Source organism: Sporosarcina trichiuri, from assembly GCF_030406775.1.
GTDB lineage: Bacteria > Bacillota > Bacilli > Bacillales_A > Planococcaceae > Sporosarcina > Sporosarcina trichiuri.
Genome location: NZ_CP129119.1, coordinates 1,880,435 through 1,902,627, shown reverse-complemented (window position 1 = coordinate 1,902,627; position 22,193 = coordinate 1,880,435). Strand labels below are relative to the sequence as shown.

General features: G+C 56.2%; 21 protein-coding genes. 16 read left to right on the top strand and 5 right to left on the bottom strand.

Annotation, left to right across the window (positions count from 1 at the left end; translation table 11 throughout):
- Positions 1-31 precede the first annotated feature (31 nt).
- The 9 genes from QWT68_RS09765 to tatC all read left to right on the top strand — a co-directional run bounded on the left by QWT68_RS09765 (position 32) and on the right by tatC (position 9,198).
- Entirely contained in the window at positions 32-976 is a 945-nt protein-coding gene (locus QWT68_RS09765; protein WP_290148142.1) for an ABC transporter permease, read from the top strand.
- A gap of 33 nt (positions 977-1,009) precedes the next feature.
- Positions 1,010-1,837, top strand: coding sequence for an ABC transporter permease (locus QWT68_RS09760; protein ID WP_040287467.1), 828 nt, complete (start codon positions 1,010-1,012; stop codon positions 1,835-1,837).
- 17 nt (positions 1,838-1,854) lie between these two features.
- Entirely contained in the window at positions 1,855-3,054 is a 1,200-nt protein-coding gene (locus QWT68_RS09755) for an anhydro-N-acetylmuramic acid kinase (RefSeq protein WP_290148141.1), read from the top strand.
- Between the two features lies 1 nt (position 3,055).
- Positions 3,056-4,033: an ABC transporter ATP-binding protein gene (locus QWT68_RS09750; protein WP_040287466.1), complete on the top strand. Its 978-nt coding sequence runs from the start codon at positions 3,056-3,058 to the stop codon at positions 4,031-4,033.
- Positions 4,030-5,082, top strand: coding sequence for an ABC transporter ATP-binding protein (locus QWT68_RS09745; protein WP_431312205.1), 1,053 nt, complete (start codon positions 4,030-4,032; stop codon positions 5,080-5,082). The genes QWT68_RS09750 and QWT68_RS09745 overlap by 4 nt, the downstream gene beginning before the upstream one ends.
- 499 nt (positions 5,083-5,581) lie before the next feature.
- A complete protein-coding gene (locus tag QWT68_RS09740) occupies positions 5,582-6,334 on the top strand; it encodes a gluconate 2-dehydrogenase subunit 3 family protein (RefSeq protein WP_290148139.1) in 753 nt (250 codons plus the stop codon).
- 23 nt (positions 6,335-6,357) lie between these two features.
- Positions 6,358-8,070 (top strand): GMC family oxidoreductase, encoded by a 1,713-nt coding sequence (locus QWT68_RS09735; RefSeq protein ID WP_290148138.1) that lies wholly within the window; start codon positions 6,358-6,360, stop codon positions 8,068-8,070.
- Between the two features lie 19 nt (positions 8,071-8,089).
- The gene (gene tatA / locus QWT68_RS09730) at positions 8,090-8,293 is read left to right on the top strand and encodes a twin-arginine translocase TatA/TatE family subunit (protein WP_290148136.1); all 204 of its coding nucleotides are present in this window, start codon (positions 8,090-8,092) and stop codon (positions 8,291-8,293) included.
- Complete coding sequence (tatC, locus tag QWT68_RS09725; RefSeq protein ID WP_290148135.1) at positions 8,293-9,198, top strand: twin-arginine translocase subunit TatC; 906 nt, start codon at positions 8,293-8,295, stop codon at positions 9,196-9,198. The genes tatA and tatC overlap by 1 nt, the downstream gene beginning before the upstream one ends.
- Positions 9,199-9,430: 232 nt before the next feature.
- Here the strand turns inward: tatC and QWT68_RS09720 are convergent, their stop codons facing one another.
- Positions 9,431-9,940: a hypothetical protein gene (locus QWT68_RS09720; RefSeq protein WP_290148134.1), complete on the bottom strand. Its 510-nt coding sequence runs from the start codon at positions 9,938-9,940 to the stop codon at positions 9,431-9,433.
- A gap of 296 nt (positions 9,941-10,236) precedes the next feature.
- Here QWT68_RS09720 and QWT68_RS09715 point away from each other — a divergent pair, with 296 nt between their 5' ends.
- Positions 10,237-10,962, top strand: a complete 726-nt coding sequence (locus tag QWT68_RS09715; RefSeq protein ID WP_290148133.1) for a 3-ketoacyl-ACP reductase — start codon at positions 10,237-10,239, stop codon at positions 10,960-10,962.
- A 180-nt stretch (positions 10,963-11,142) separates the two neighbouring features.
- Here QWT68_RS09715 and QWT68_RS09710 read toward each other — a convergent pair whose 3' ends face one another.
- Positions 11,143-11,595: an OsmC family protein gene (locus tag QWT68_RS09710; RefSeq protein WP_040287458.1), complete on the bottom strand. Its 453-nt coding sequence runs from the start codon at positions 11,593-11,595 to the stop codon at positions 11,143-11,145.
- 277 nt (positions 11,596-11,872) lie between these two features.
- Here QWT68_RS09710 and QWT68_RS09705 point away from each other — a divergent pair, with 277 nt between their 5' ends.
- The 3 genes from QWT68_RS09705 (at position 11,873) to QWT68_RS09695 (ending at position 13,873) form a co-directional block, all read left to right on the top strand.
- Entirely contained in the window at positions 11,873-12,595 is a 723-nt protein-coding gene (locus QWT68_RS09705) for a DUF6904 family protein (RefSeq protein WP_290148132.1), read from the top strand.
- 199 nt (positions 12,596-12,794) lie between these two features.
- Complete coding sequence (locus QWT68_RS09700) at positions 12,795-13,133, top strand: hypothetical protein (protein ID WP_290148131.1); 339 nt, start codon at positions 12,795-12,797, stop codon at positions 13,131-13,133.
- A 14-nt stretch (positions 13,134-13,147) separates the two neighbouring features.
- Positions 13,148-13,873, top strand: a complete 726-nt coding sequence (locus QWT68_RS09695) for a toast rack family protein (protein WP_290148130.1) — start codon at positions 13,148-13,150, stop codon at positions 13,871-13,873.
- Here the strand turns inward: QWT68_RS09695 and QWT68_RS09690 are convergent.
- The 3 genes from QWT68_RS09690 to QWT68_RS09680 form a co-directional block, all read right to left on the bottom strand.
- Positions 13,870-14,034, bottom strand: a complete 165-nt coding sequence (locus QWT68_RS09690; RefSeq protein WP_290148128.1) for a hypothetical protein — start codon at positions 14,032-14,034, stop codon at positions 13,870-13,872. The two genes, QWT68_RS09695 and QWT68_RS09690, sit on opposite strands and share 4 nt — an antisense overlap.
- A gap of 72 nt (positions 14,035-14,106) precedes the next feature.
- Entirely contained in the window at positions 14,107-15,183 is a 1,077-nt protein-coding gene (locus QWT68_RS09685; RefSeq protein WP_290148126.1) for an S-layer homology domain-containing protein, read from the bottom strand.
- 330 nt (positions 15,184-15,513) lie between these two features.
- Positions 15,514-16,287 (bottom strand): SDR family NAD(P)-dependent oxidoreductase, encoded by a 774-nt coding sequence (locus QWT68_RS09680; RefSeq protein ID WP_290148124.1) that lies wholly within the window; start codon positions 16,285-16,287, stop codon positions 15,514-15,516.
- Positions 16,288-16,612: 325 nt separating this feature from the next.
- On the opposite strand from QWT68_RS09680, the gene QWT68_RS09675 reads away from it, so the two are divergent.
- From QWT68_RS09675 to QWT68_RS09665, 3 genes are all read left to right on the top strand, one after another.
- Entirely contained in the window at positions 16,613-16,834 is a 222-nt protein-coding gene (locus QWT68_RS09675) for a hypothetical protein (protein WP_144036111.1), read from the top strand.
- 547 nt (positions 16,835-17,381) lie between these two features.
- Positions 17,382-18,098 (top strand): uracil-DNA glycosylase family protein, encoded by a 717-nt coding sequence (locus QWT68_RS09670; RefSeq protein ID WP_290148122.1) that lies wholly within the window; start codon positions 17,382-17,384, stop codon positions 18,096-18,098.
- A gap of 607 nt (positions 18,099-18,705) precedes the next feature.
- Positions 18,706-22,173 carry a right-handed parallel beta-helix repeat-containing protein gene (locus QWT68_RS09665; RefSeq protein ID WP_290150475.1) on the top strand — a complete coding sequence of 1,156 codons (3,468 nt, stop codon included), beginning with the start codon at positions 18,706-18,708 and terminating at the stop codon, positions 22,171-22,173.
- Positions 22,174-22,193: the final 20 nt, after the last annotated feature.

The following is a 22,193-nucleotide window of genomic DNA, read 5'->3' as shown; positions in this document are numbered from 1 at the left end:
CTGAGGTGTTATAACGGAAGGATGTGTGAACTTGCTTACATATATCATCAGACGGCTGCTGATGCTGATTCCGGTGCTGTTCGGGGTCTCGTTATTCATCTTCTTCGTGATGCGTGTGGTGCCGGGCGATGTCGCCCAGACCATCCTCGGGACAGATGCTACGCCACAAGCACTGGAACAGCTGCGGAAGAACTTCGGGCTGGATCTGCCGCTCTATCAGCAGTATCTAGACTGGATGGGCGGCGTGCTGACGGGTGATTTCGGTGAATCGATGCGGACCGGGAAGGCGGTGCTGCCGGATATCCTGAACCGCTTCAAGCTGACGTTCGAACTGACACTGTTCGCCGCGGTGATTTCCTGGATCATCTCGATTCCGCTCGGCATCATCGCAGCGACGAAGCGCAACAGCAAGACCGATTTCAGCTTGCGGGTCGTCTCCCTCCTCGGGGTATCCGTCCCGAACTTTGCGCTTGCCACGGTCATCATCCTTGTACTGTCGCTGTACTTTTCCTACAGCCCGCCGGTCGGATATGTCGGTTTCTTCGAGAATCCGGTGAGGAACCTGGAAATCATCATCATTCCGGCGATCGTCCTCGGTACGTCGATGGCAGGGGCTGTCATGCGGATGACCCGTTCCTCGGTCCTTGAGATCCTGCGGCAGGATTTCATCCGGACGATCCGGGCGAAGGGAGCGAAGGAGCGGGTCGTGATCTTCCAGCACGCCCTGAAGAACGCGATGATTCCGATCCTGACGATCATCGGTCTGCAGATCGGGACGCTGCTGGGCGGAACGGTCATCATCGAGCAGATTTTCTCATTGCCGGGATTGGGGCAGCTGGTCCTGACGGCAATTACCCAGCGGGACTTCATGGTCGTGCAGGGCGCCGTCCTGTTCATCGCCTTCATCTTCGTGATGATCAATCTTCTTGTCGATCTGCTGTATTCCTATCTGGATCCGCGGATCAGTTACAAATAGAGCTTCGGGACTTGCATAGAAAAGAGTGATGAGATGAAAAGCTTCTTGAAAAGACTGAAGAACGACAAAGTCGGACTGATCGGATGCATCGGGGTGCTGCTCGTTGTGATCCTCGGGGTGCTGGCGCCTTCGATCGCCCCGTACAAACCGGAGCAGATGTTCACGGAGCACACGATGCAGGGGCCGAGCGGGAAGTTCATCTTCGGGACGGATGAGTTCGGCCGGGATATCTTTTCCCGGATCGTCTACGGTGCCAAAGTGTCCCTGCAGGTCGGCGTCATTGCTGTCGGCATCGGTGCGCTCGGCGGGCTGGTGTTCGGCCTGATCGCCGGGTATTTCCAAGGAATCGTGGATCAGGTCATCATGCGCATCATGGATGTGCTGTTCGCCTTCCCGGATATCCTGCTCGCCTTGACGATCGTCGCGGTCCTCGGGCCGAGCCTGACGAATACGATGATCGCCATTGGCATCGTGTTCATGCCAGTTTTCACGCGGATCGTCCGCGGGTCCGTCATCAGCGTGAAGGAGAACGAGTATATTACAAATGCTGTAGCGATCGGTGTGTCGCCGTTCACGATCATCTTCCGGCATATCACGCCGAACATCATGGCGCCGTTCATCGTCCAGGTGACCCTCGGCTTATCCGGGGCGATCCTGACCGAAGCGGCACTCAGTTTCCTTGGTCTCGGTGTGCAGCCGCCGAACCCTTCGTGGGGCGTCATGCTGAACGCGAGCCGGACCTATATGGAGTTCGCCCCGTGGACGATCCTGTTCCCGGCGGGCGCCATCGTCTTCACCATTTTCTGTTTCAACCTATTCGGCGACAGCCTGCGGGATATCTTGGATCCACAACTTAAGTGAAAAGGAGTGTGCAACGGATGAGTGTACTTGCAATCGGGCTCATGTCCGGAACGTCAGTCGACGGAATCGATGCCGTGCTGGTGGAGATCAGTGGTTCGGAAGGCGACCTGCAGGTGTCTGTCAAAGAGTCGGCAGGGACCGCCTACACACCGGAAGAGCGGAAGGAACTGCTGCGTATTTCGACGGAGGCAACATCTGACCTGCAGAGTATCAGTTCTATGAATTTCCATCTTGGCAAAAAATTCGGTGAAGCCGTTAACGAGCTGCTGGAGAAATCGGGCCATACAGCCGGCGACATCCACTTTGTCAGCTCACATGGCCATACGATCTTCCACCAGCCGTACAAAGGGGACAGTCCGCTGGATGAAACGAATACGCTGCAGATCGGGGATATCTCCGTCATATCCGACGCTACAAATATCGCGGTCGTCGGGGATTTCCGAACAGCGGACATGGCTGCCGGCGGGCATGGGGCGCCTCTTACGTCCTATATCGATTACTTGCTGTTCTCGAACAGCGACCGGTCCCGAGCCGTCCAGAATATCGGCGGTATTGGGAATGTGACCTATGTGCCAAAGAACGGCAGACGGGATCAGATCCTCTCGTTCGATACAGGGCCTGGCAATATGGTCATCGACGAAGTGGTCTACCGGGTGAGCGGTCAGACGGAGACGTACGACAAAGACGGCCGGTATGCACGTGAGGGGCGGATCGATGACGGACTGCTTGCCTTCATGAACGAGCATGAGTATCTCCAAGTGGAGCCGCCGAAAACGACCGGACGGGAAGTGTTCGGCTCCCATTTTGTCGATGGGATCTTTGAGAAGTTCGGTCATCTGGATGCCAAGGATCTGGTTGCGACAGTCAGTGAATGGACCGCGCTTACAATTACGGATAGTTATAAGAAGTTCCTTATTGGAAAAGATAACGAGATCGATGAAGTCATCATCGGGGGTGGCGGAAGTTACAACCCGTATCTGTTGGAGCGGATCGCCCACCACCTGCCCGGTATCACAGTCGGCGTCCATGAGGATCATGGGTTTTCAAGTGACTTGAAGGAGGCGATGGGGTTTGCCTTGCTCGGCTATCAATGCCTGAAGGGGGAGTACAACCAGCTGCCGTCGGCCACAGGCGCTGACCATTCGGTGATCATGGGAAAGGTCTCCTTCACGCAGCCTGATTCATTTGCACGGATGCTGGCAGTCAGGGGGGAGTGACATGGCATCATTACTCGAAATCAAAGATCTGTCCATCGACGTTGAAGTCGAGAAGGAAACATACAATGTCGTGAAAAACCTCAGCCTGACCATCGGAAAGAAACAGAAGTATGGCATAGTCGGAGAGTCGGGAAGCGGGAAGAGCCTGACCTCGCTGTCCATCCTTCAACTGCTGTCGGATGTCCTCAGCATCAGCGAAGGCAGCATCGTACTCGATGGGCAGATGGATCTGACGAAGCTGTCGAAGAAAGAGATTCTTGATGTCCGGGGAAAGGAGATCTCGATGATCTTCCAGGAACCGATGACCGCCCTGGATCCCCTGTTCACCGTAGAGCACCAGATCAAGGAGATTCTGCGGTTCCATGGCAATTATTCCAAAAAGCAGATGGATGACATGACCATCGACATTTTGGACAAAGTCGGATTCGCAAAACCGAAGCAGCTGCTGAAGAAATACCCGCACCAGCTGTCCGGCGGAATGAGGCAGCGCATCATGATCGCGATGGCGCTGATCTGCAGACCGAAACTGCTGATTGCGGACGAACCGACGACGGCGCTCGACGTGACGATCCAGGCGCAGATCCTGGACCTCATGAAGCAGCTCACGAATGATTACGATACGTCGATCCTGCTGATCACCCATGATCTGGGGGTCATTGCGGAGATCTGCGAGCGGGTGGCGGTCATGTATGCTGGTACGCTGGTCGAAGAGACGACGGTCGCCAATCTGTTCACCAACCCGCAGCACCCGTACACGAAAGGCCTCCTCAGTTCCATCAATTCATTGGGCGAACGCGGCAAGAGGCTGTACTCCATTCCGGGAAATGTGCCGTCCCCGAAGGAAGCGAACAAGACAGGATGCCGATTCGCTTCCCGCTGTCCGTATGTGATGGATATCTGCACGCAGCAGGACCCGCCGATGTATGCAGTGGGTGAAGATCACCACAGCAGGTGCTTCCTGCATAGGGAGGAGGGATGAACGTGGAAGAACGGACCATACTGGACGTCAGGGAACTGACCAAATACTACCCGCAGAAGAGCGGCATCTTCAAGAGAACGAGCAATTACGTGAGAGCGGTCGACGGCATCAGTTTTGCCATCCGCCCTAAGGAGACATTCTCCCTCGTCGGGGAAAGCGGCTGCGGCAAGTCGACCACCGGCAAGACGATCCTGCGCCTGCAGGAGCCGACATCGGGACAGGTGCTTTTTAAAGGCAAGGACCTGATGGACTACAGCAAGCGGGAGTTCAGAAGTCTGCGAAAGGACCTGCAGATGATCTTCCAGGATCCTTACAGCTCACTCAACCCGAGAATGACGGTCCGGCAGCTGTTGAAAGAACCGATCCTGACACATCGGATGGCCAATGGGAAGGAAGCGGAACAGATCGTGATCGACATCGCGGAGAAAGTTGGCTTGTCCCGCGAACAGCTGGACCGGCATCCGCACGAGTTCAGCGGGGGGCAGCGGCAGCGGATCAGCATCGCTCGAGCGTTGATCCTGAAACCGGAACTGGTCATCCTGGACGAGGCTGTCTCTGCGCTCGACGTGTCGATCCAGGCGCAGATCCTGAACCTCCTGATGGACCTGCAGGAAGAACTCGAGCTCACGTATCTGTTCATCTCGCATGACTTGAATGTCGTCAAACATGTCAGTGACCGGGTCGGCGTCATGTACCTCGGCCAGATGATGGAGATGACGGACACCGAACAGCTCTACGACAACCCGCTCCATCCCTACACACAGTCCCTGCTGTCTGCGATCCCATCGACCGACCCGTTCAGCAAGAAGGAACGGATCATCCTGAAGGGCGATGTGCCCGATCCCGCCAACCCGCCCTCCGGCTGTCCGTTCCGGCTCCGCTGCCCGAAAGCCCATGACCGGTGCGCCATCGAGAAACCCGCGTTCCAGGAAGTCGCCGCCGACCACTTCGTCGCCTGCCACCTGTATGACGAGTCGGAGAACCCGGAGCAAGCTCCGGTATCGATCGAACCGTCAGCGCGGGCTGATGCGCCTGAGGTGGAAGTGTGACGGGGACCATATACACGATGCAATAAACCGCTGTCCATTCTTATGATGGGCGGCGGTTTTTTGCTGTGGAATGAGGGAACTGGCGGCAGTTGAATTGTTTTCGAATGCCGATAAATTCGGCCAAGTGTCCGATAGTTCACAAGATATGTCCGATAACCCAGGCCAAGTGTCCGATACTTCACAGGATATGGCCGATAGTTCACACAATGTGTCCGATATCGCATACCCGCGACACGCCGCCGTGCAAAAGCAGCATGCCTCCGACACATGAGCGGCATACTGTTTTTACGTTATTCATCTATAAATCCGCTATGGAATAGTTACGAAAAGTAAGCACTATCAATTGTAAATAGTCTTAAAGTTTGATAAAGTGCAAGAAAACCCGACATGAGCCGACAAGTTCTGCGTCGGGTTTTCCATTAGAGAGAGTACATAGGGGATGCTGTGTTCCTTCATTTGACGCAATCGGTGAAATCATTAGCGGAGGAGGAACAGACACGTGGCAGAAAAGAATAAGAATCTATCGAGACGCGAGTTTCTGAAGACAAGCGGGATTGCAGCAGGGACATTGGTCGGAGGCGGTCTGATCGGCGGGCTTGTCGGCTATAACGCGAAGTCCACGGATACGAAGCCTGCGGAACCATCGGGCGGCGGAGGCAAGGATGACTTCCGCATCAACCGCGGACTGATGTTTTTCCAGAATCCTGCGGAATTCAAAGTGCTGGCCCATGCGACGGAGCGGATCTTCCCGGAGGATGATCTTGGACCTGGTGCAATGGGACTCGGTGTCCCGTATTTCATCGACAATCAGCTGGCCGGCAATTACGGCAGCAACTCGCGTGAATACATGCAGGGGCCGTTCTACAAAGGGGAACCGACACAGGGGTATCAGACGCCGCTGACCCGGGCGGAACTGTTCCGTACAGGGATCGCTGTGATGCAGGAAGAGGCGAATAAGCGGTTCGATAAGGATTTCACGGAAATCGAGGATGAGCAGAAGGACGAAATTCTGACGGATCTCCAAAAGGACAAGATCACCATGAAAGGAACGGACTCGTCCTTCTTCTTCAAATTATTGCGGTCCGCCACACTCGAAGGGGCCTATGCGGATCCGATCTACAACGGCAACGTCGATATGGCCGCCTGGAAGATGAAAGACTTCCCGGGGCACCAGATGTCGTATATCAATGAAATCGAGGATGAGGACTTCAAGAAGATCGATCCGAAATCGATCAGCAGCATGCAGCACTGACGGATAAGGAGAGGAGAACGAATATGGCGAAAACAATGGACAAAGTCGACGTTGTCACAGTGGGTGTCGGCTGGACGGGCGGCATCGTAGCGGCGGAATGTGCGAAAGCAGGCTTGAAAGTGCGCGGTCTGGAACGAGGAAAGGACCGGGGCACCAAGGACTTCACCATGATCCACGACGAATACCGGTATGCTGTCCGCTATGACCTGATGCAGGATCTGTCCAAGGAGACGATCACCTTCCGGAACACCAGGAAACAGCGGGCGCTGCCGATGCGCCAGCTCGGTTCGTTCCTGCTCGGGGAAGGGCTCGGCGGTGCAGGGACGCACTGGAACGGCATGGTGTTCCGCTTCTTTCCGTACGATTTTGAAATCAAGACGATGACAGACAAAAGGTATGGCAAGGATAAGCTGTCTTCCGACTATCTGCTGAGGGACTGGGGAATCACCTATGATGAGCTGGAACCGTACTATGATAAGTTCGAAAAGACGGTAGGGGTGTCCGGGGAAGATAAGAACCCATTCGCAGGGAAACGTTCTTCCGATTATCCGACCCCTCCGATGAAGAAGTCCCCGCTCCTGAAGAAATTCGAGAAGACGTCCACGGATCTCGGCTATCATCCGTACATGATCCCTTCGGCAAACCTGTCCGAACAGTACGAGAATCCGGATGGCTCGACCATCAATGCCTGCCAGTATTGCGGTTTCTGCGAGCGGTTCGGCTGTGAGTACGGCGCAAAATCCTCACCGGAAGTGACCGTGCTGCCGACAGCGAAGAAGACCGGCAACTATGACGTCGTATTCGATGCGAATGTCGTGGAAATCCTCAAACAGGGGGACAAAGTGACCGGCGTCAAGTACGTAGACACGCAAACAAGCGAAGAGTTCGTACAGCCTGCCGATATTGTCGTGCTGACGAGCTATGTCATGAATAACGCCAAACTGCTCATGGTGTCGGAGATCGGGGAGCAGTACGATCCGGATACGGGCAAAGGCTCACTCGGCCGCAACTATTGCTATCAGCTCGGACCTGGTGCAACCGGCTATTACGATGAACAGATGAATACGTTCATGGGCGCAGGCGCGCTCGGCATGCTGTTCGACGATCTGAATGCGGACAACTTCGATCACAGCGATCTCGATTTCATCCACGGCTCCATGCTCATGCTGACGCAGACCGGGAAGCGGCCGATCGAAACGAATCCGGTTCCGTCCGATGTCCCGACGTGGGGGGCGGAGTTCAAGAAGGCGTCCATCCAGAACTATACGAGAACGCTGTCCGTCGGCGGACAAGCTGCGTCCATGCCGCACAAAGAGAACTACCTGTCACTCGATTCCACTTATAAGGATAAGTACGGAGTGCCGCTGCTGAGCCTGACGTATAATTTCACGGATCAAGATCGGAATCTCCATAAGTATCTGACACAGAAAGCGGTGGAGGTTTCCGAAAAGATGGGTGCGAAAAAGACTGAAGCTGCTGCACCGATCGAGGACTACGATATCGTGCCGTACCAGTCGACGCACAATACCGGCGGGACCATCATGGGGGCGGACCCGGAAACGAGTGTCGTCAACAACTACCTGCAGCACTGGGATATGGATAACCTCTTCGTGGTCGGGGCCGGCAACTTCAGCCATAACAGCGGCCGGAATCCGACCGGAACAGTCGGTGCACTGGCCTACCGCTGTGCCGACGGGATTTTGCAGTACCACAAGAAAGGCGGCTCGCTCGTCTGAAGAATTAAGGAGGAATTCGATGAATTTTGCAGCGATCGGTGTCCCGGGACTTCTGATCATCCTCGTCATCATCCTGATGCTGTTCGGTCCGCGCAAGCTGCCGGAAATCGGCGGAGCAGTCGGAAAAACACTATCCGAATTCAAGAAATCAGCCAAGGACGTCATGGATGATGAGGAGACTGACACAAAGAAAGCATCTGAGGCTGAAAAGCGGGTGGACTGATGGATCCCTACCAAGACCATAACCGGAAAATACTCAGTCCGCTTGATAAGAAGAACAAAGAAGAGGCGGATGCGGCCGTCCAGGCCAAACAGAAGACCCTGGAAGATACTCCGCCGTCCCAGCCGTCAGAAAAGGGAACTGCAGAGACTCAAGACGCCGCCGCAGCTTCGCCGGAGCCCGGAGAGCCGGGCGGAGACGGGGAAGGGGACGATCTGGCGGCCCACTTGACCGAACTGCGGAAACAGCTTATCAAAAGTATCGCCGTGTTCCTGCTGTTCTTCGCGGCAGCGCTCAGTACGATCAATCTTTGGTTCCCGTATATCACCCGCGGCTATGATCTGATCGTGCTGAGTCCGATGGAGGTCGTCTCCTTCTATACGACAATCTCAGCGGCCCTGGCTTTCGGGTTCTCCGTTCCTTTCCTGTGCCATTTTCTCTGGCAGTTCGTCAAAACGGGGTTGAATGAGAAAGAGAGAGGATTTCTCGGACTCTATTCCCCTGCCATCCTGGTGCTGTTTGCAGGCGGTCTTGCGTTCGGGTACTTCGTCGTCAATCCGCTCAGTTATAACTTCCTGGTCAAGCTCGGGGAGATGAATTTCGACGTCATGGTGTCCGCAAAGGAATATGCACGGTTTCTGCTGCTGACCACCATGCCGATCGGTCTTCTGTTCGAGCTGCCGGTCGTGGCACTGTTCCTGTCGGCGATCGGTATCCTGACGTCCGGTACATTGAAGAAGGTCAGAAAGTGGTCGTATGTTGTGCTGGCAGTCCTGTCGGCACTCATCACGCCGCCGGATTTCTTCAGCCAGCTGATCATCCTCGTGCCGATGATCGGTCTTTACGAAGTGAGCATCCATCTCGTTGTCCGGTCGGAACGACGGCAGGTGAATGCCGATCTGTCTTGACTGCTTATGCAGGGGATCGAGCGATATCCAACATGAAACTGTCCACAGGAAGGTGAACAGCCCGAGAGCCGGGTATCCGGCTTGCGGGCTGTTCGCTTTGCAGGTTGAAGTGTGAAGGAGAGAAGTCTCTGGGGTCATTATAGTTTGACTTCAGCCGACTAAAAAATATCCCCTGCCGTACAAGAAACGGCAAGGGATACGGCTGCTGGCGGGCCTGTCAGGGACGCGCCGGTTACAGCATGTTGAGTGTGTTCATGAGTTCGCCGAGCTGGGAGTCCATCGCCAGCACGCTGATGAGGGCGCCTGCGACGAAGAGGAAGACGGCATAGAACAGGAACGCGTAGAATTTGTCGATGGTCTTCGACTGTCTGACCAGCTGGGAAATCATGACGAACATCGGAATTGTCGCGAATGCAAGGCCCGCTCCGATAGCCAGGATCCCGAACCCGACAGTGTACGATTTGAAGAGCAGCAGGACCAGGCTCACTGCGGTCAGTGCGACCGGCACTTCATAGAATTCGCCGATACCGTGGATGACCGCCTTGAGGGAAATGGGTTCAGAGAACAGCTTGAATGTCACAAAGATTGCGGTCGCATGGATGCCGATCGCGACAGCGGCGAAAAGCGTCAGCGGCAGTGCGACGTCCATGAAGCCGATCTCGACGATTCCGAACGAGTACTCCGACAGGGACCGTGCCATGAAGTAGACGGACAGCACAGCCAGCAGGATATAGACGGCCATGCTGAGCAGCGCATTCTTTATTCCCCAGTACCTGTGCACGGTGCAATTCAGACACTAATCAGAATAGTGTCTGAGTTGTGTGGTGCACAGGCACGCAGAAAGAATATGTCGGCTGAAAAGTCCGATACCTTTCGCCAAATGTCCGATACAGACCGAGGCAGCCGAAGAGACAAGTGCCAAGCTGCACATCTGGTTCCTTGCAAGTGAAAAATCTGTCAAACCGATTCCGTGAAGTGGCCCACGAGGCGCTGTATACTGGAAATGACCAGAATCAAAATCGAAAAGGGGTATATCTGATGGCACAATCATTGCAAGGGAAAGTGGCGTTCATCACAGGAGGGGCGCGGGGCATAGGCCGGGCGACGGCGATTGCACTCGCGAAGGAAGGCGTCCATGTCGGACTGCTGGCGCGCACGGAGTCCGCGCTGAAGGATGTTGCGGCGGAGATTGAAGCGCTCGGTGTGAACGCTGCGTATGCGATGGCGGACGTTTCATCACAGGATGAGGCGGAGAGAGCAGTTGCTTCATTGACGGACGCACTCGGCACAGCTGATATACTCATCAACAACGCGGGGATCGCTTCGTTCGGCACCGTGCTTGAGATGGAACCGGCGGAATGGAAACGGATTTTGGACGTGAATGTGATGGGGACGTATCATGTGACGCGCGCCGTCCTGCCGCAGCTCATCGAGAAGAACGGCGGCGATATCGTGACGATCGCGTCGACGAACGGATTGAACGGCGCTGCGACGTCGAGTGCGTACAGTGCGTCGAAATTCGCGGTGATCGGCTTCACGGAGTCACTTGCGCAGGAAGTACGCAGGAATAATATCCGGGTTTCCGCCCTCGCGCCGAGCACGGTGGCGACCGATCTGGCCTTCGATCTGGACTTGATCAAAGAAAACGACACGTCCAAAACCATCCAGCCGGAGGATATCGCAGAGATGGTTGTCAGCCAGCTGAAATTGCACCCGCGTGTCTATACGAAGACGGCTACGCTGATCGCGACGAATCCGTTCTGATCATGTGAAGATAGTGCGCAAAAGGAGACCGCTGTCCCGAGGGGATGGCGGTCTTTTTCGCGGTGTCGAGGGAGCACTGTAAAATCGAAGGATAGGAAAAGACGCCATTCTAATTACCCATCTTGTTGGAGGGCTATCGGAAGGCGTCTTCTCAAAACCTGAACGGTTGGGGGGAACCAATCACCTCTTCGACCAGCGGCCGGTCACTTCCACGCCTGCGTCTTTCAGCAGATTGTAGAGCGGACATCTGGATTCGACGGTCTCTCTGAACTGCTCCAATCTGGCTTCTGTCTCCTCGGTTTCGATGACCACATCCAGCTGGACCGTCTGGAAGTAGGTCTGCACGCCTTCCACACCTTTGAAGCCGCGCGGATCCAGCGTTCCGGATGACTCGTACGTAAAATCAGTGTAGTTGAAATCCATGTCCTTTGCGACATAGGCTGCCATGATGGATGTACAGGCGGATAAGGCGCCGAGAAAGTATTCCAATGGATTCGGACCGGCATTCGTACCGCCGAGCCGCTCGGGTTCATCCACGGTGAATGGGGGTAAGTCCCTGACATGAATGCTGTTCTTCAAGCCGTCTTCCATTTTTCCTTTTACTTGCAGCGTTGCGAGTGGTCGTTTTTCCATATTGAATCGTCTCCTTGTCAGTGCCGGCAGCGATGAGGTCTGTCTGGCTCGGTCTTATGTGTATTTAGTATGCATTCAATCGATGGTTCCGGAATGCCAAGCGCCGCATTCAAGTCTTACCGCGTGCGGGCATCTGCTGCTAACTTATCACAACGAGCAGCAGGATGCATCAGACGGCTTGCACAGGTCCGGTGGTAGATGGTCGGAGGGATTGTCGGAATCAAGACGATTTCGTATAGTGTAATAAAAGAATGGAAGTGAAAAGGGGGAGACAGGCATGATCCATCTCGAAGATACGCCGAATCACGCAGGGGTCTATGTGACGGGTGATTTGAATGATTTCGATGATTTGTACGAGGCCCTGCATGAGATTGTCGGGGAGGAAGGGGAGTATGTCCATTATGATGCCGTGCGGACACGGGTGCTCGGCCTCTGCTACGATCTGCGCCACGCAATGATGGGGAATCGGGGAACCCGCTTTGTCCCGAATGGTATGGATCGGGAAAAGCGGCTGCGGCAATCGATCGCGTGCAGTGAATCGAATGTCTACCTGCAATGCGGGATCCTGTGGCCGGAGCTGTTGTTCATCAGCTTTGCCCTCAATGATTTCATCGGTATCCGGGAACACCAGAAGAAGCCGCCGTTGTGGGATCCGGTCACGGCGACTGTCCGGAAATTCCAGGCTGCCGTCCAGACATGCCTGTCGGAAACGCTGCCGGAGAGCAAGTTCAGCAGATGCAAGCGTTATTTACGGGCGGGGCGCGGCAACTCGTATTCCCGCTATCTCACACAGTACATCGATGAATTGAACCTGAACTTCCTGCATATGGATGCGGACGAGCGGTTCAATTCGATCAGTGTCATGGTGAAACGGGTGAATGAGAAGAATGCCCGGTACTCTGAGCTGCATACGCAGTTCCTGAACGCTGCCCGGCATTACGGCGTCGATGTGGAAGAACTCCAATACAAGGGAGATTATCCGGAAATGATCGATTGGTGAGCTTGGTGTTTTGACAGAAAACGAGCGGCAGCGAGCACCAATCAGGGGGTTGAATTGTGTTCGGCTGCCGATAAATTCGGCGATATGTCCGATAGGCCGGCTGAACTGTCCGATACTCCTTGCCAAGTGTCCGATAAGTGCGGCGAACTGTCCGATACTTCGCCGGATATGTCCGATATGCCCAGTGGGGAGGGCTGGCTTGTCTGGTTTTCTGCGCGGCCAGGGGGTTTATTGGAAGTGGCGAGGTGCCGCGCACAGAGATGCTGCGACAGGAAACGAGCCGCAGGCGAGCACCAATCAGGGGGTTGAATTGTGCGCGGATGCCGATAAATTCGGCGAAGTGTCCGATAACTCCCGCGAAGTGTCCGATACGTCCGCTGAACTGTCCGATACATCGTGCCGAGTGTCCGATACTTCACGGAATATGTCCGTTATCGCAAGCGAAGGTGACGCAGCAGCCGATCTCATCCTTTCGTCCGAGCCGCTTTTCATCCAGTGGGTTGAGGTAATTGTCAGAACACTTGCTTATACTGGATGAAAAGGGGTGGTTGTGTGAGGAAGTATTGGATCGGGCTGATTGTGCTGGCGGTTGTTGCGGGACTCGGCCTGCAGGCGAATCGGGCGTTCGGATTTTTCCTGTCAGACAAAGGCGCGCAGGAAGTCGATATCGGCAAGGATGCGGCGTCTTCGCTGAACGTCGATGTGACGTTCGGGGCCGGGAATCTGCAGATCGAAGGGGGAGCTGAAGGCTGGGCGGAAGGTGTTCTCGACACCAACGTGAAGAAATGGCGGCCGTCTGTCCGGTATCGGGAGAAGAAGGGGACGGGGCATCTCACCATCCATCAGAAGATGAATGCGTTCGGGACGATGGGCAAAAAGCGCAATGACTGGACGCTCCGATTGACGGACGAGATTCCGGTCGATCTCCGTGTGGATGCAGCAGTCGCTGAGGCAAACCTGGACTTGGCGGGGATCCGGCTGAGCCGGCTGTCCGTCGATGCCGGCGTGGGCGACATGACCGTGAATCTGGCGGGGGACTGGCAGGATGGATTTGACGCAAAGATCGACGGGGGCGTGGGCGATCTGAAGGTCCTCCTGCCAAAAGGGACCGGGGTCCGGGTGACTGTCGATAAGGGTCTTGGGACAGTGGATGCCGAAGGGTTCATCGACAAAGGAAAGGGTGTCTATGTCAACGAGGCGTACGAAGGGGCGGAGACGGTGATCGAGCTGAAGGTGGATGTCGGCATAGGTGCTGTGAAATTTGTGCTGGCGGACTAGCGTTGGTGGCTGCTTCGGTCCGAGGTGAATTGTGCCCGGATGCCGATGAATTCGGCGAAGTGTCCGATACTTTCGCCGAAATGTCCGATACTCAGGTCCAAGTGTCCGATACGCTGCGCCAAGTGTCCGATATGTCCGTCGAATTGTCCGATACGCGGCATGCGCCAGTTCTGCGTGCATATAAAAAGCCTGCAGCCCATGAGGGAGGCTGCAGGCTTTTCGCATCGCTGGAATTACTTGATGGACTTCAGCTGGCTGACGGTTTTGCCGGACGGATCGATCGTCTTCACCTGTCCGACGTTCGGCACGTAATAGCTCTTGTAGCCGCTGGACCCTTTGACTTCGATCGCGTTCGTGAAGGTCTTGTAAGGAGTTGTCACCGTCGTATTCACTTTGGTGATCGTTTCATAGTCATTGGAATTACCATAGGACTTCCATGATTTGTGGAGGGTCGCCGGGTATTTCAGGTCGATGGAGATGTCCGAGTACGGCAAGCCGGATGCGAGGCTGTCCCTGTTCTCGAACTGCATGTAATAAACGACTTTGCCGTCCTTCGTGCGTTTCGCTTCCCACATGAAGCCAAGCGGCATGCCGTTGATCGTGCCGTCGATATATTTGTACGTATGGACAACATCGCCATCCACTTCCGCATACGTGTACTGCTTCGTCATGTTCTGCGCATACCCGCCGGCGAGTGCCGCTTTCTGTTTGTACAGCGGGCTCAGGCCGCGTGCGAGGAATGCGGAGAACTGGCCGCGTGTGACGGCATCATGCGGTTTGAACGTACCGTTCGCATAACCTGTCGTGATTGATTCGGCTGCGAGTGCGAGGACCGGACCGTACGCTTTCATGCGCGATGTCACGTCACTGAACGTATAGTGCGGGCGGAAGTTCAGGTCGAAAGCGTTCGCGAGGATGATCGCCATGTCGCCGCGGGAGATCTGCTGGTTCGGACGGAATGTGCCGTCCGGATAGCCGGAGATCACCTTTTCGCTGACAGCGCTTGCGATATAGCCGCTGCCGGAGTGGGAGGCGGGTACGTCCTTGAATTTCGTCGCACGTTTCGTGCCGTCCAGTTCCATCATACGGCCGATCATGATCGCCGCCTCGCCGCGCGTGACGTTCTTCTGCGGCTTGAAGGTACCGTCATAATAGCCGCTGATGATTTCAGCGTCGACGAGGAACTGGATTTCGCTGTAGAACGATGTGGATTTGTTCACGTCGCTGAAGTTGGTGGCTGCGCTGGCGGATGGGGAAATGATACCGAGTACGAGAGCGAACGACAGCAGGAAACTACCGAATTTCTTCAATGCAATCACTCCTTTTTTGTTGGTGGATTCAGTATACCAGACGGCGTGCACAGCCTGATAGTTTGATTGTAAGTATTTCCAAGAGGGGCGGAAGGGGGAGGGATATACACTGAATTGTGTCCGGATGCCGATATATTCGGCGAAGTGTCCGATATCCCGGCTGAAATGTCCGATACCCGTCGCCAAATGTCCGATAAGTCCGTCCATATGTTCGATACGTCACGGGATTTGTCCGATATCCTCAGTACGGGCACTCAATGATCAATGAGAAAAGGATCCTCTCCCGTAAACAGGGAGGGGATCCTTTTCTAACAGCTGTCTTTGTGATGATCACTGCTGCATCTTGCCGGCAGTGTAGCCGCCGTCGACAGCGAGCGTGACGCCACTGATCGAGCGAGCCATATTGGAACAGAGGAAGACAGCTGCGTCCGCCTGCTCTTCCGCCGTGGACATGCGTCCGGCCGGCAGCGTCTTCAGGACGCCTTGGTACTGCTCCGGCGATGTCTGCGCCCAGTGCTCGATGGCCGGTGTGACCGTAGCACCCGGTGCGATGGAGTTGATGGTGATGCCTTTTTGACCGTATTCGAGTGCGACCGACTTGGTGAGGCCGACGATTGCGTGTTTCGATGCCGTGTACGGCGCCATGTTCGGAGAGCCTTCGAGTCCTGCGCCGGACGCCGAGTTGACGATTGCACCGCCGCCGGATTTCAGCATCGCGTTGACTTCATGCTTGATGCAGTAGAAGGTACCGTACAGTGTGACTTTCAGCGTGATGTCCCAGTCCTTGGACACCATGTCGCCGATCGGCACGAGCCCTTTGTTGATGCCTGCGTTGTTATGTGCGAAATCGAGCTGGCCGAACGTCTCGACTGTCTTGTCGACGAGGCCGATGACCTGTTCTTCGTCGCTGACGTCACATTTGAAGAACGCCGCTTCGCCGCCCATGTCCTTGATGAGCTGGACCGTCTCTTCGCCTGCTTGTTCATTCACATCCGAAACCATCACTTTCGCGCCTTCCCGTGCGAAGGCAAGTGCTGACGCCCGTCCGATCCCTGAACCTGCTCCGGTCACGAGACCTGCTTTTCCTTCCATCATTCCTGTCATATGCTCCACTCCCTATCCGTATTTTTGAATTGACTTGTCAGATACTATCTACCCGTTCCGCCGGGGAATGCTAATCATGTGTCCCTGGACTGTCATTGATCCTCACAGAAGCATCTTCTTCAACAAGTTTGCGTATATGGGAGGCTCCCATACCTTGTACTCCGCAGGACGATGACAACATAGGTTACCGGTCTGCCCGTTGATAGTCCTGCCACAGATTTTCGTGTAATTAGTTTACTCTTTTAATGTTAAGGTATTTGCCGGGAATAGTAAAGGTTTCTGCATAACAGGTTCCGTGAAATGCGTGTCGGCGGTGGTGCATTTTTTGAGCCGCCGCGGAAAACGAGCTGCGGACGGATACCGTTTGGCTCTTGAATTGTGTCCGGATGTCGATAAATTCGGGGAAGTGTCCGATATGCTGGCTCAAGTGTCCGATACATCCGTTGAAGTGTCCGATACATCGCGCCATATGTCCGATACGTCCCGCCATATGTCCGATATCGCCTTGAGAAGAGCTGGCTTGTCGGTTTCCTGCGCGCCGGGATGAGCTGTTTTAGAAGGTAAGTCGCCGCGGTCGTCGTGTCCACAAGGAAAACGAGCGGAGCGAGCACCAGTCAGGGGTTGAATTGTGTCCGGATGCCGATAAATTCGGGGAAGTGTCCGATACATTCGTTGAAGTGTCCGATATCACCCGCCAACTGTCCGATACTGTGGCGTGAGTAGCCGTGACCCACAAAAAAACGTGCAGCGGACGTTCTCCGCAGCGACCTCTTTCACGTGTGCCGTCTCCGCCGGATCGTTCCAGATGGACGGGCAGTCGCGGACGTAGTCCAGTTTGTAGTCGGCGCCTGCCGCTTCGCACGTCGATTTCACGTTCTGCTTGAGCGCCTGTTCGATCAGCCGGCGGAAGTCAGGCTGTGAAAGTGAATGTATTTGTTGTAATTCTCATCATATTAATTTATATATTATTTTTCGTAGTAAAAAACTCTTCCTTTTCCTTTGTTTTCTGATAAAATCGGAAATATGAGAAAGTATGGTATGTCATTAGCGCACCAGATGAGTACCCCGAGTGCTGCAGGAAGGAGTGGAGACTCTTGGAGAGGGTCATCGATTTGCATCTGTCATTCATGGATTGGCTGAAGCGGGAAGAGGAGGTGCAGGAGGAACTGGCACGCGAAGGGATCCACATATTGCCCGGTTTTGCTGAACAGGCGGAACTGGGCAGGCGGTATTATAATACGTTCTATTCCAAACCGGGTCACCGCCTCGTCCTCTGCGGCATCAATCCGGGTCAATACGGTGCCGGGAAGACGGGTGTCCCGTTCATCGATTTTGATGGGATCAGCCGGCTGATGCCCGGGGTGGACATGCACGGCCGCAAGCCCGAACAGGAGCGGGCTGCCCAGTTCATGCTGTCTGTGATGGAGGCCTATGAGGCGGGCGGGTTCCAGGATGCCGTGTACCTGACCAATATATCTTGGTATGGATTCATGCGGAACGGCAGGAATTTAAATTACTATAATATCCCTGGGTCCGTCCGCCACCATTTCATCGATTCCTTCCTGGCCGAGATGGCGATTGTGCGGCCGTCGGCAATCGTCCCCCTGAGCGGGGAAGTGCAGCGTACGCTTAGGCAGCTGGCAGACGCCGGAAAACTTGAGTATCCGCTCGCCGAGAGTCTGCCCCATCCGCTCCACAGCTCATTCCCGTCGAATGTGAGCAAATGCCGGGCGAGGTATCACGCGTGTATCGAGCACTTCACAGGCCTCCGCCCGAAGCGGGATAAGGCATCTTCGGAACAGCCAGTATAGCCCGTTAAGGGGGTGATCTTGAATCTGTCACGAGGATACTCTGTGAAGCCGTTATGACATCGGTATTTCGGTAAGCGCATCGGTGGGAACAGATTGGCTTATGACAGGCAGGATGATTGCGACCGCAGCGGATGAGCATTCTCCTTGTCCGCGCAGACAGCCGCCCGGAGACAGTTCTCCGGACGGCCGTTTTGCGTGGAACAAGCCGTTTGCGCTGTCAGATGGTTCCGCAGTTTCCGTTTCGTCCACCCTCGCCGTGCCTGCCCGAGGGCGATCCGTCGGGTCTCGGGGGAGAGTGAATTGTGTCCGGGTGCCGATATATTCGGCGAAGTGTCCGATATGTCGTGCGAAGTGTCCGATAAGTCGGGGGATCTGTCCGATACTCTGCGCGATGTGTCCGATACTTCGCGGGAAGTGTCCGATATGGCCGGCGCTGAGCGTGAAAACAGCGGGGGAGAAAGCTGTTCATGCAGCACTGCGACAGTGAATTATGGTAAAATGAGAATATATGTTTCTGCACGGGAACTTGTGCGGGTGTTGATTAAAAAGTAATGCGTTCGGTGTGTAAATGAAGTCCACTATTGGAGAGGAGGCGGGGGATTTGGCGGTGATTCAAGTATCAGGGGACCAGGACGCAGCCTGCACAGCGATACAGGCTGCGCTTGACGATGCGCAGCCGGGGGACCGTATTGAAATCGGAAATGGGAGTTATTACGAGACTCTCCTTATAGATAAGCCGCTGACGCTCAGCAGTGCCGGCAAAGAGCCGGATGCTGTCCGTCTTGCGGGCGGTGTGCGGGTCGCTGCGGCCGGGGAAGTCCATCTTGAGGGGCTCACGATCGGCGCGGACGCGCAGCCTGCAGGACTCCAGGCCGATTCCGGACAGGTGACCCTCCGCCGCTGCCTGTTCTCCGGTATCCAGGGGCATCCCCTGCAGGTGGAAGCGGGGGCCAAGGTGTCCGCAAAGCAGACGGTGTTCCGGAAGAATCTCGGCGGCATCCGGGTGTCCGGGCGGCTGGTCCTGTTCGGCTGCATCGTCGAGGAGACGGTCGAAACTGCGCAGATTTCAGTGCGCGACGGCGGGCAGGCTGCGCTGACGGAGTGCGGCGTTCTCGGCGGCCAGCAGGAAGGACTTCTGCTGACGGGGGGCAGCCGGGCGATCCTGACGAAAAGTTCGTTCATCGGCAATGGCGGCGCGCAGCTCCGTGCGGAACAGGAAAGTTCGGTGGAGGCGGATGACGTCCGTGTCCTCGTCGGCAACGGTGCGGGGTTTTCATTCGACGCATCAGACGGTGTCCTGCGGAATTGTGTCTTCCGGACGCAGGCAGCGGCGCAGATCGAAGCGGCTGATGGTTCGGATGTGCAGCTGGTATCCTGTGTGCTTGAAGACGGCGGAGCGGCCGGTATGATGGTGAGCGGATCGAAGGCCGGGATTTCCGCCTCGCGGTTCAAAGGGCAGGCAGGCGACCAGCTTTTCTGCACGGACGGCAGTGCGGTGACTGTCAAGGGGACTGAGCTGCTGTCAGGGGCTGCGGGCGGTCTGCTGTGCGATCGCTCCGCGTGCACCTTCCTCGGTTCGAAGGTCCACTATCACCAGAGCACGCAGCTGTCGGCGAGGAATGAAAGCGCATTGACGCTGATCGACTGTGATGTGACGGACGGCAGGGAGAGAGGGATCTCTGTCGCTGACAGCCGGCTCCGGGTGTCCGATTCGGTCATCCGCCGGCATGCCGGGGTGCAGGTATCGGCGTCCGATGAATCGGATGTGACGCTGTCTGCCTCCGAAGTCGCGGGCGGCGGCAGTTCCGGCGTGCTCGTGAAACAATCGTCACTTCAGGCGTCCGAGAGTACGGTATCCGCACATCAGGGTTCGAACGTCCTGCTCGGCTATGCGGCAGCTGCGGAGATCACCGACTGCCGGATAACGAACAGCGGGAAGAACGGGCTGCTGGCGGGCCGGGGTGCGCGTGTTTCATTGGAACGGACGGCGCTGTTCCGGAACAGGCGGACACAGCTCGCTGCGGAGGAATCCGCGGAGATTTCGATGACGGTGTGCGAAATCTACGACGGCAGTGCATCTGGGCTGGAATTGATACGCGTGCAGCAAGTGTCGGTGGCAGATGCCAAGTTCCACAGCCATGCGGATGATCAGGTCATCCTGCAGGCATGCCCGTCCGCTGCGTTCCGGGCAGTGCAGGTTATGGGCGGTATGAAAGCGGGTCTGCGGCTGGAACAGTCGGCGCCTGTCCTTGAAGACTGCCTGTTTGCGGAAAACCGCGGAGGCGATTTGGCCGCGGCAGATGGCAGCGAGCCGCAGCTGATCAACACGAAGCTTGCGATGGCGCGGCCGGCGGGTGTCTCAGAGTCTCCGCCGCCTGTGGACAGCATGGCGTTCAGTGATCCGCAGCTGCTCGGCCTCCTCATGGAAGAACTGGATGGGTTCATCGGGCTGTCGGACGTCAAATATAAGCTGAAGAGCATGATGAGTCTCATGGAGGTCAACCAGTTCAAGGCGGAACGGGGGTTGAACGCAAGCCCGACATTGGCGCCCCATATGGTGTTCGCGGGCAATCCCGGCACGGGGAAGACGACTGTCGCACGGCTGATGGGTGCGTTCTTCAAGTGGCTCGGCCTGCTTGAAAAGGGCCATCTCGTCGAGGTGAAGCGCGAAGACCTCGTGGGCACGCACGTCGGAAGTTCCGAGGAGCTGACAAAGGCGAAAATCAAGGAAGCGATGGGCGGTGTGCTGTTCATCGACGAAGCCTACACGCTGGCTCCGGGGACCGCAGCCGGCAATGACTATGGCAAGAAGGTCATCGACACGCTCGTGCCTGCAATGGAAAACCATCGCGGCGGGTTTGTCGTGATCGCTGCAGGCTACCCGGCGGACATGGAGCGCTTCCTCGCAGCCAATCCGGGGCTGAATGACCGGTTCACGGAACAGATCACGTTTACGGATTATACACCGGATGAGCTGATGGAGATTTTCCTGATGCAATGCGGGAACGGCTATTCACTGACGGCTGCGGCGGAGCGGGCGGTGCGGGACGTGCTCACATCGCGGTACCGGACGCGGGGTGAAACGTTCGGCAACGCCCGGATGGTGCGTACGCTGCTTGAACAGATCACGCAGGCGCAATCGATGCGGATTGCTGCACTTCCGCGTGATGAATGGACCGAAACGGTACTGACGACGCTGGAAGAGGAAGACGTCTTGCGTGCTGCGGGTGAGCGGGAGCACGCGGGCTATGAGGTGCCGATCGACGAAGCGCTGCTCGCACGGAAACGGGAGGAACTGCACCGGTTCATCGGCCTGGCGCAAGTGAAGGCGGAGATCGACGAACTGATCGAGCTGACACGGTATTACCGCCGCGAAGGGCATCCGGCCGATAAACTGATGAACCATACGCTGCTGATCGGCAAGCCGGGCACGGGCAAGACGGAAGTCGCCCGCGTGCTCGCCGGCATCTATCAGGCGCTCGGCCTGCTGGAGCGGGGCGAGCTGATCGAAGTCGACCGCAGCAGCCTGGTCGGCACGCACATCGGTGAGACGGAAAAGCGGACGGCGGAACAGATCGAGCGGGCGATGGGCAGTGCGCTGTTCATCGACGAAGCATATACACTCGCAGGCGGCGGGGCGAATGATTACGGCCAGAAAGCCGTCGACGTCCTGCTGAAGCAGATGTCCGACCGGCAGGGGGAGTTTCTTGTGCTTGCAGCGGGGTATGAGCGGGAGATGGAACAATTCCTCGACAGCAACCCGGGGCTGCGCCGGCGGTTCGGGCTGACGCTGCATTTCGACGATTATACGCCGGAGGAGCTGCTCGCGATCACCGAGCTGTCGGCGGAAGGCTATACGCTGTCGGAGGAAGCGGAGGAAGTGCTGCTTGCGCACTACGAGCAGCTGTATGCTGCGCGGGATGAAAACTTCGGCAACGCCGGTCTCGCGAAGAAGGTGGCGCGGGAGATGACACGGAAGGTGGATTACCGGCTGGCGGTCGCGAGCCGGAATGGTGACAGCCTTCCTGCAGCAAAGGAAATCACGCAGGAGGATCTTGTTTTATTGGAAAGTTGATAGGGTTGTGGAGGGGAGGG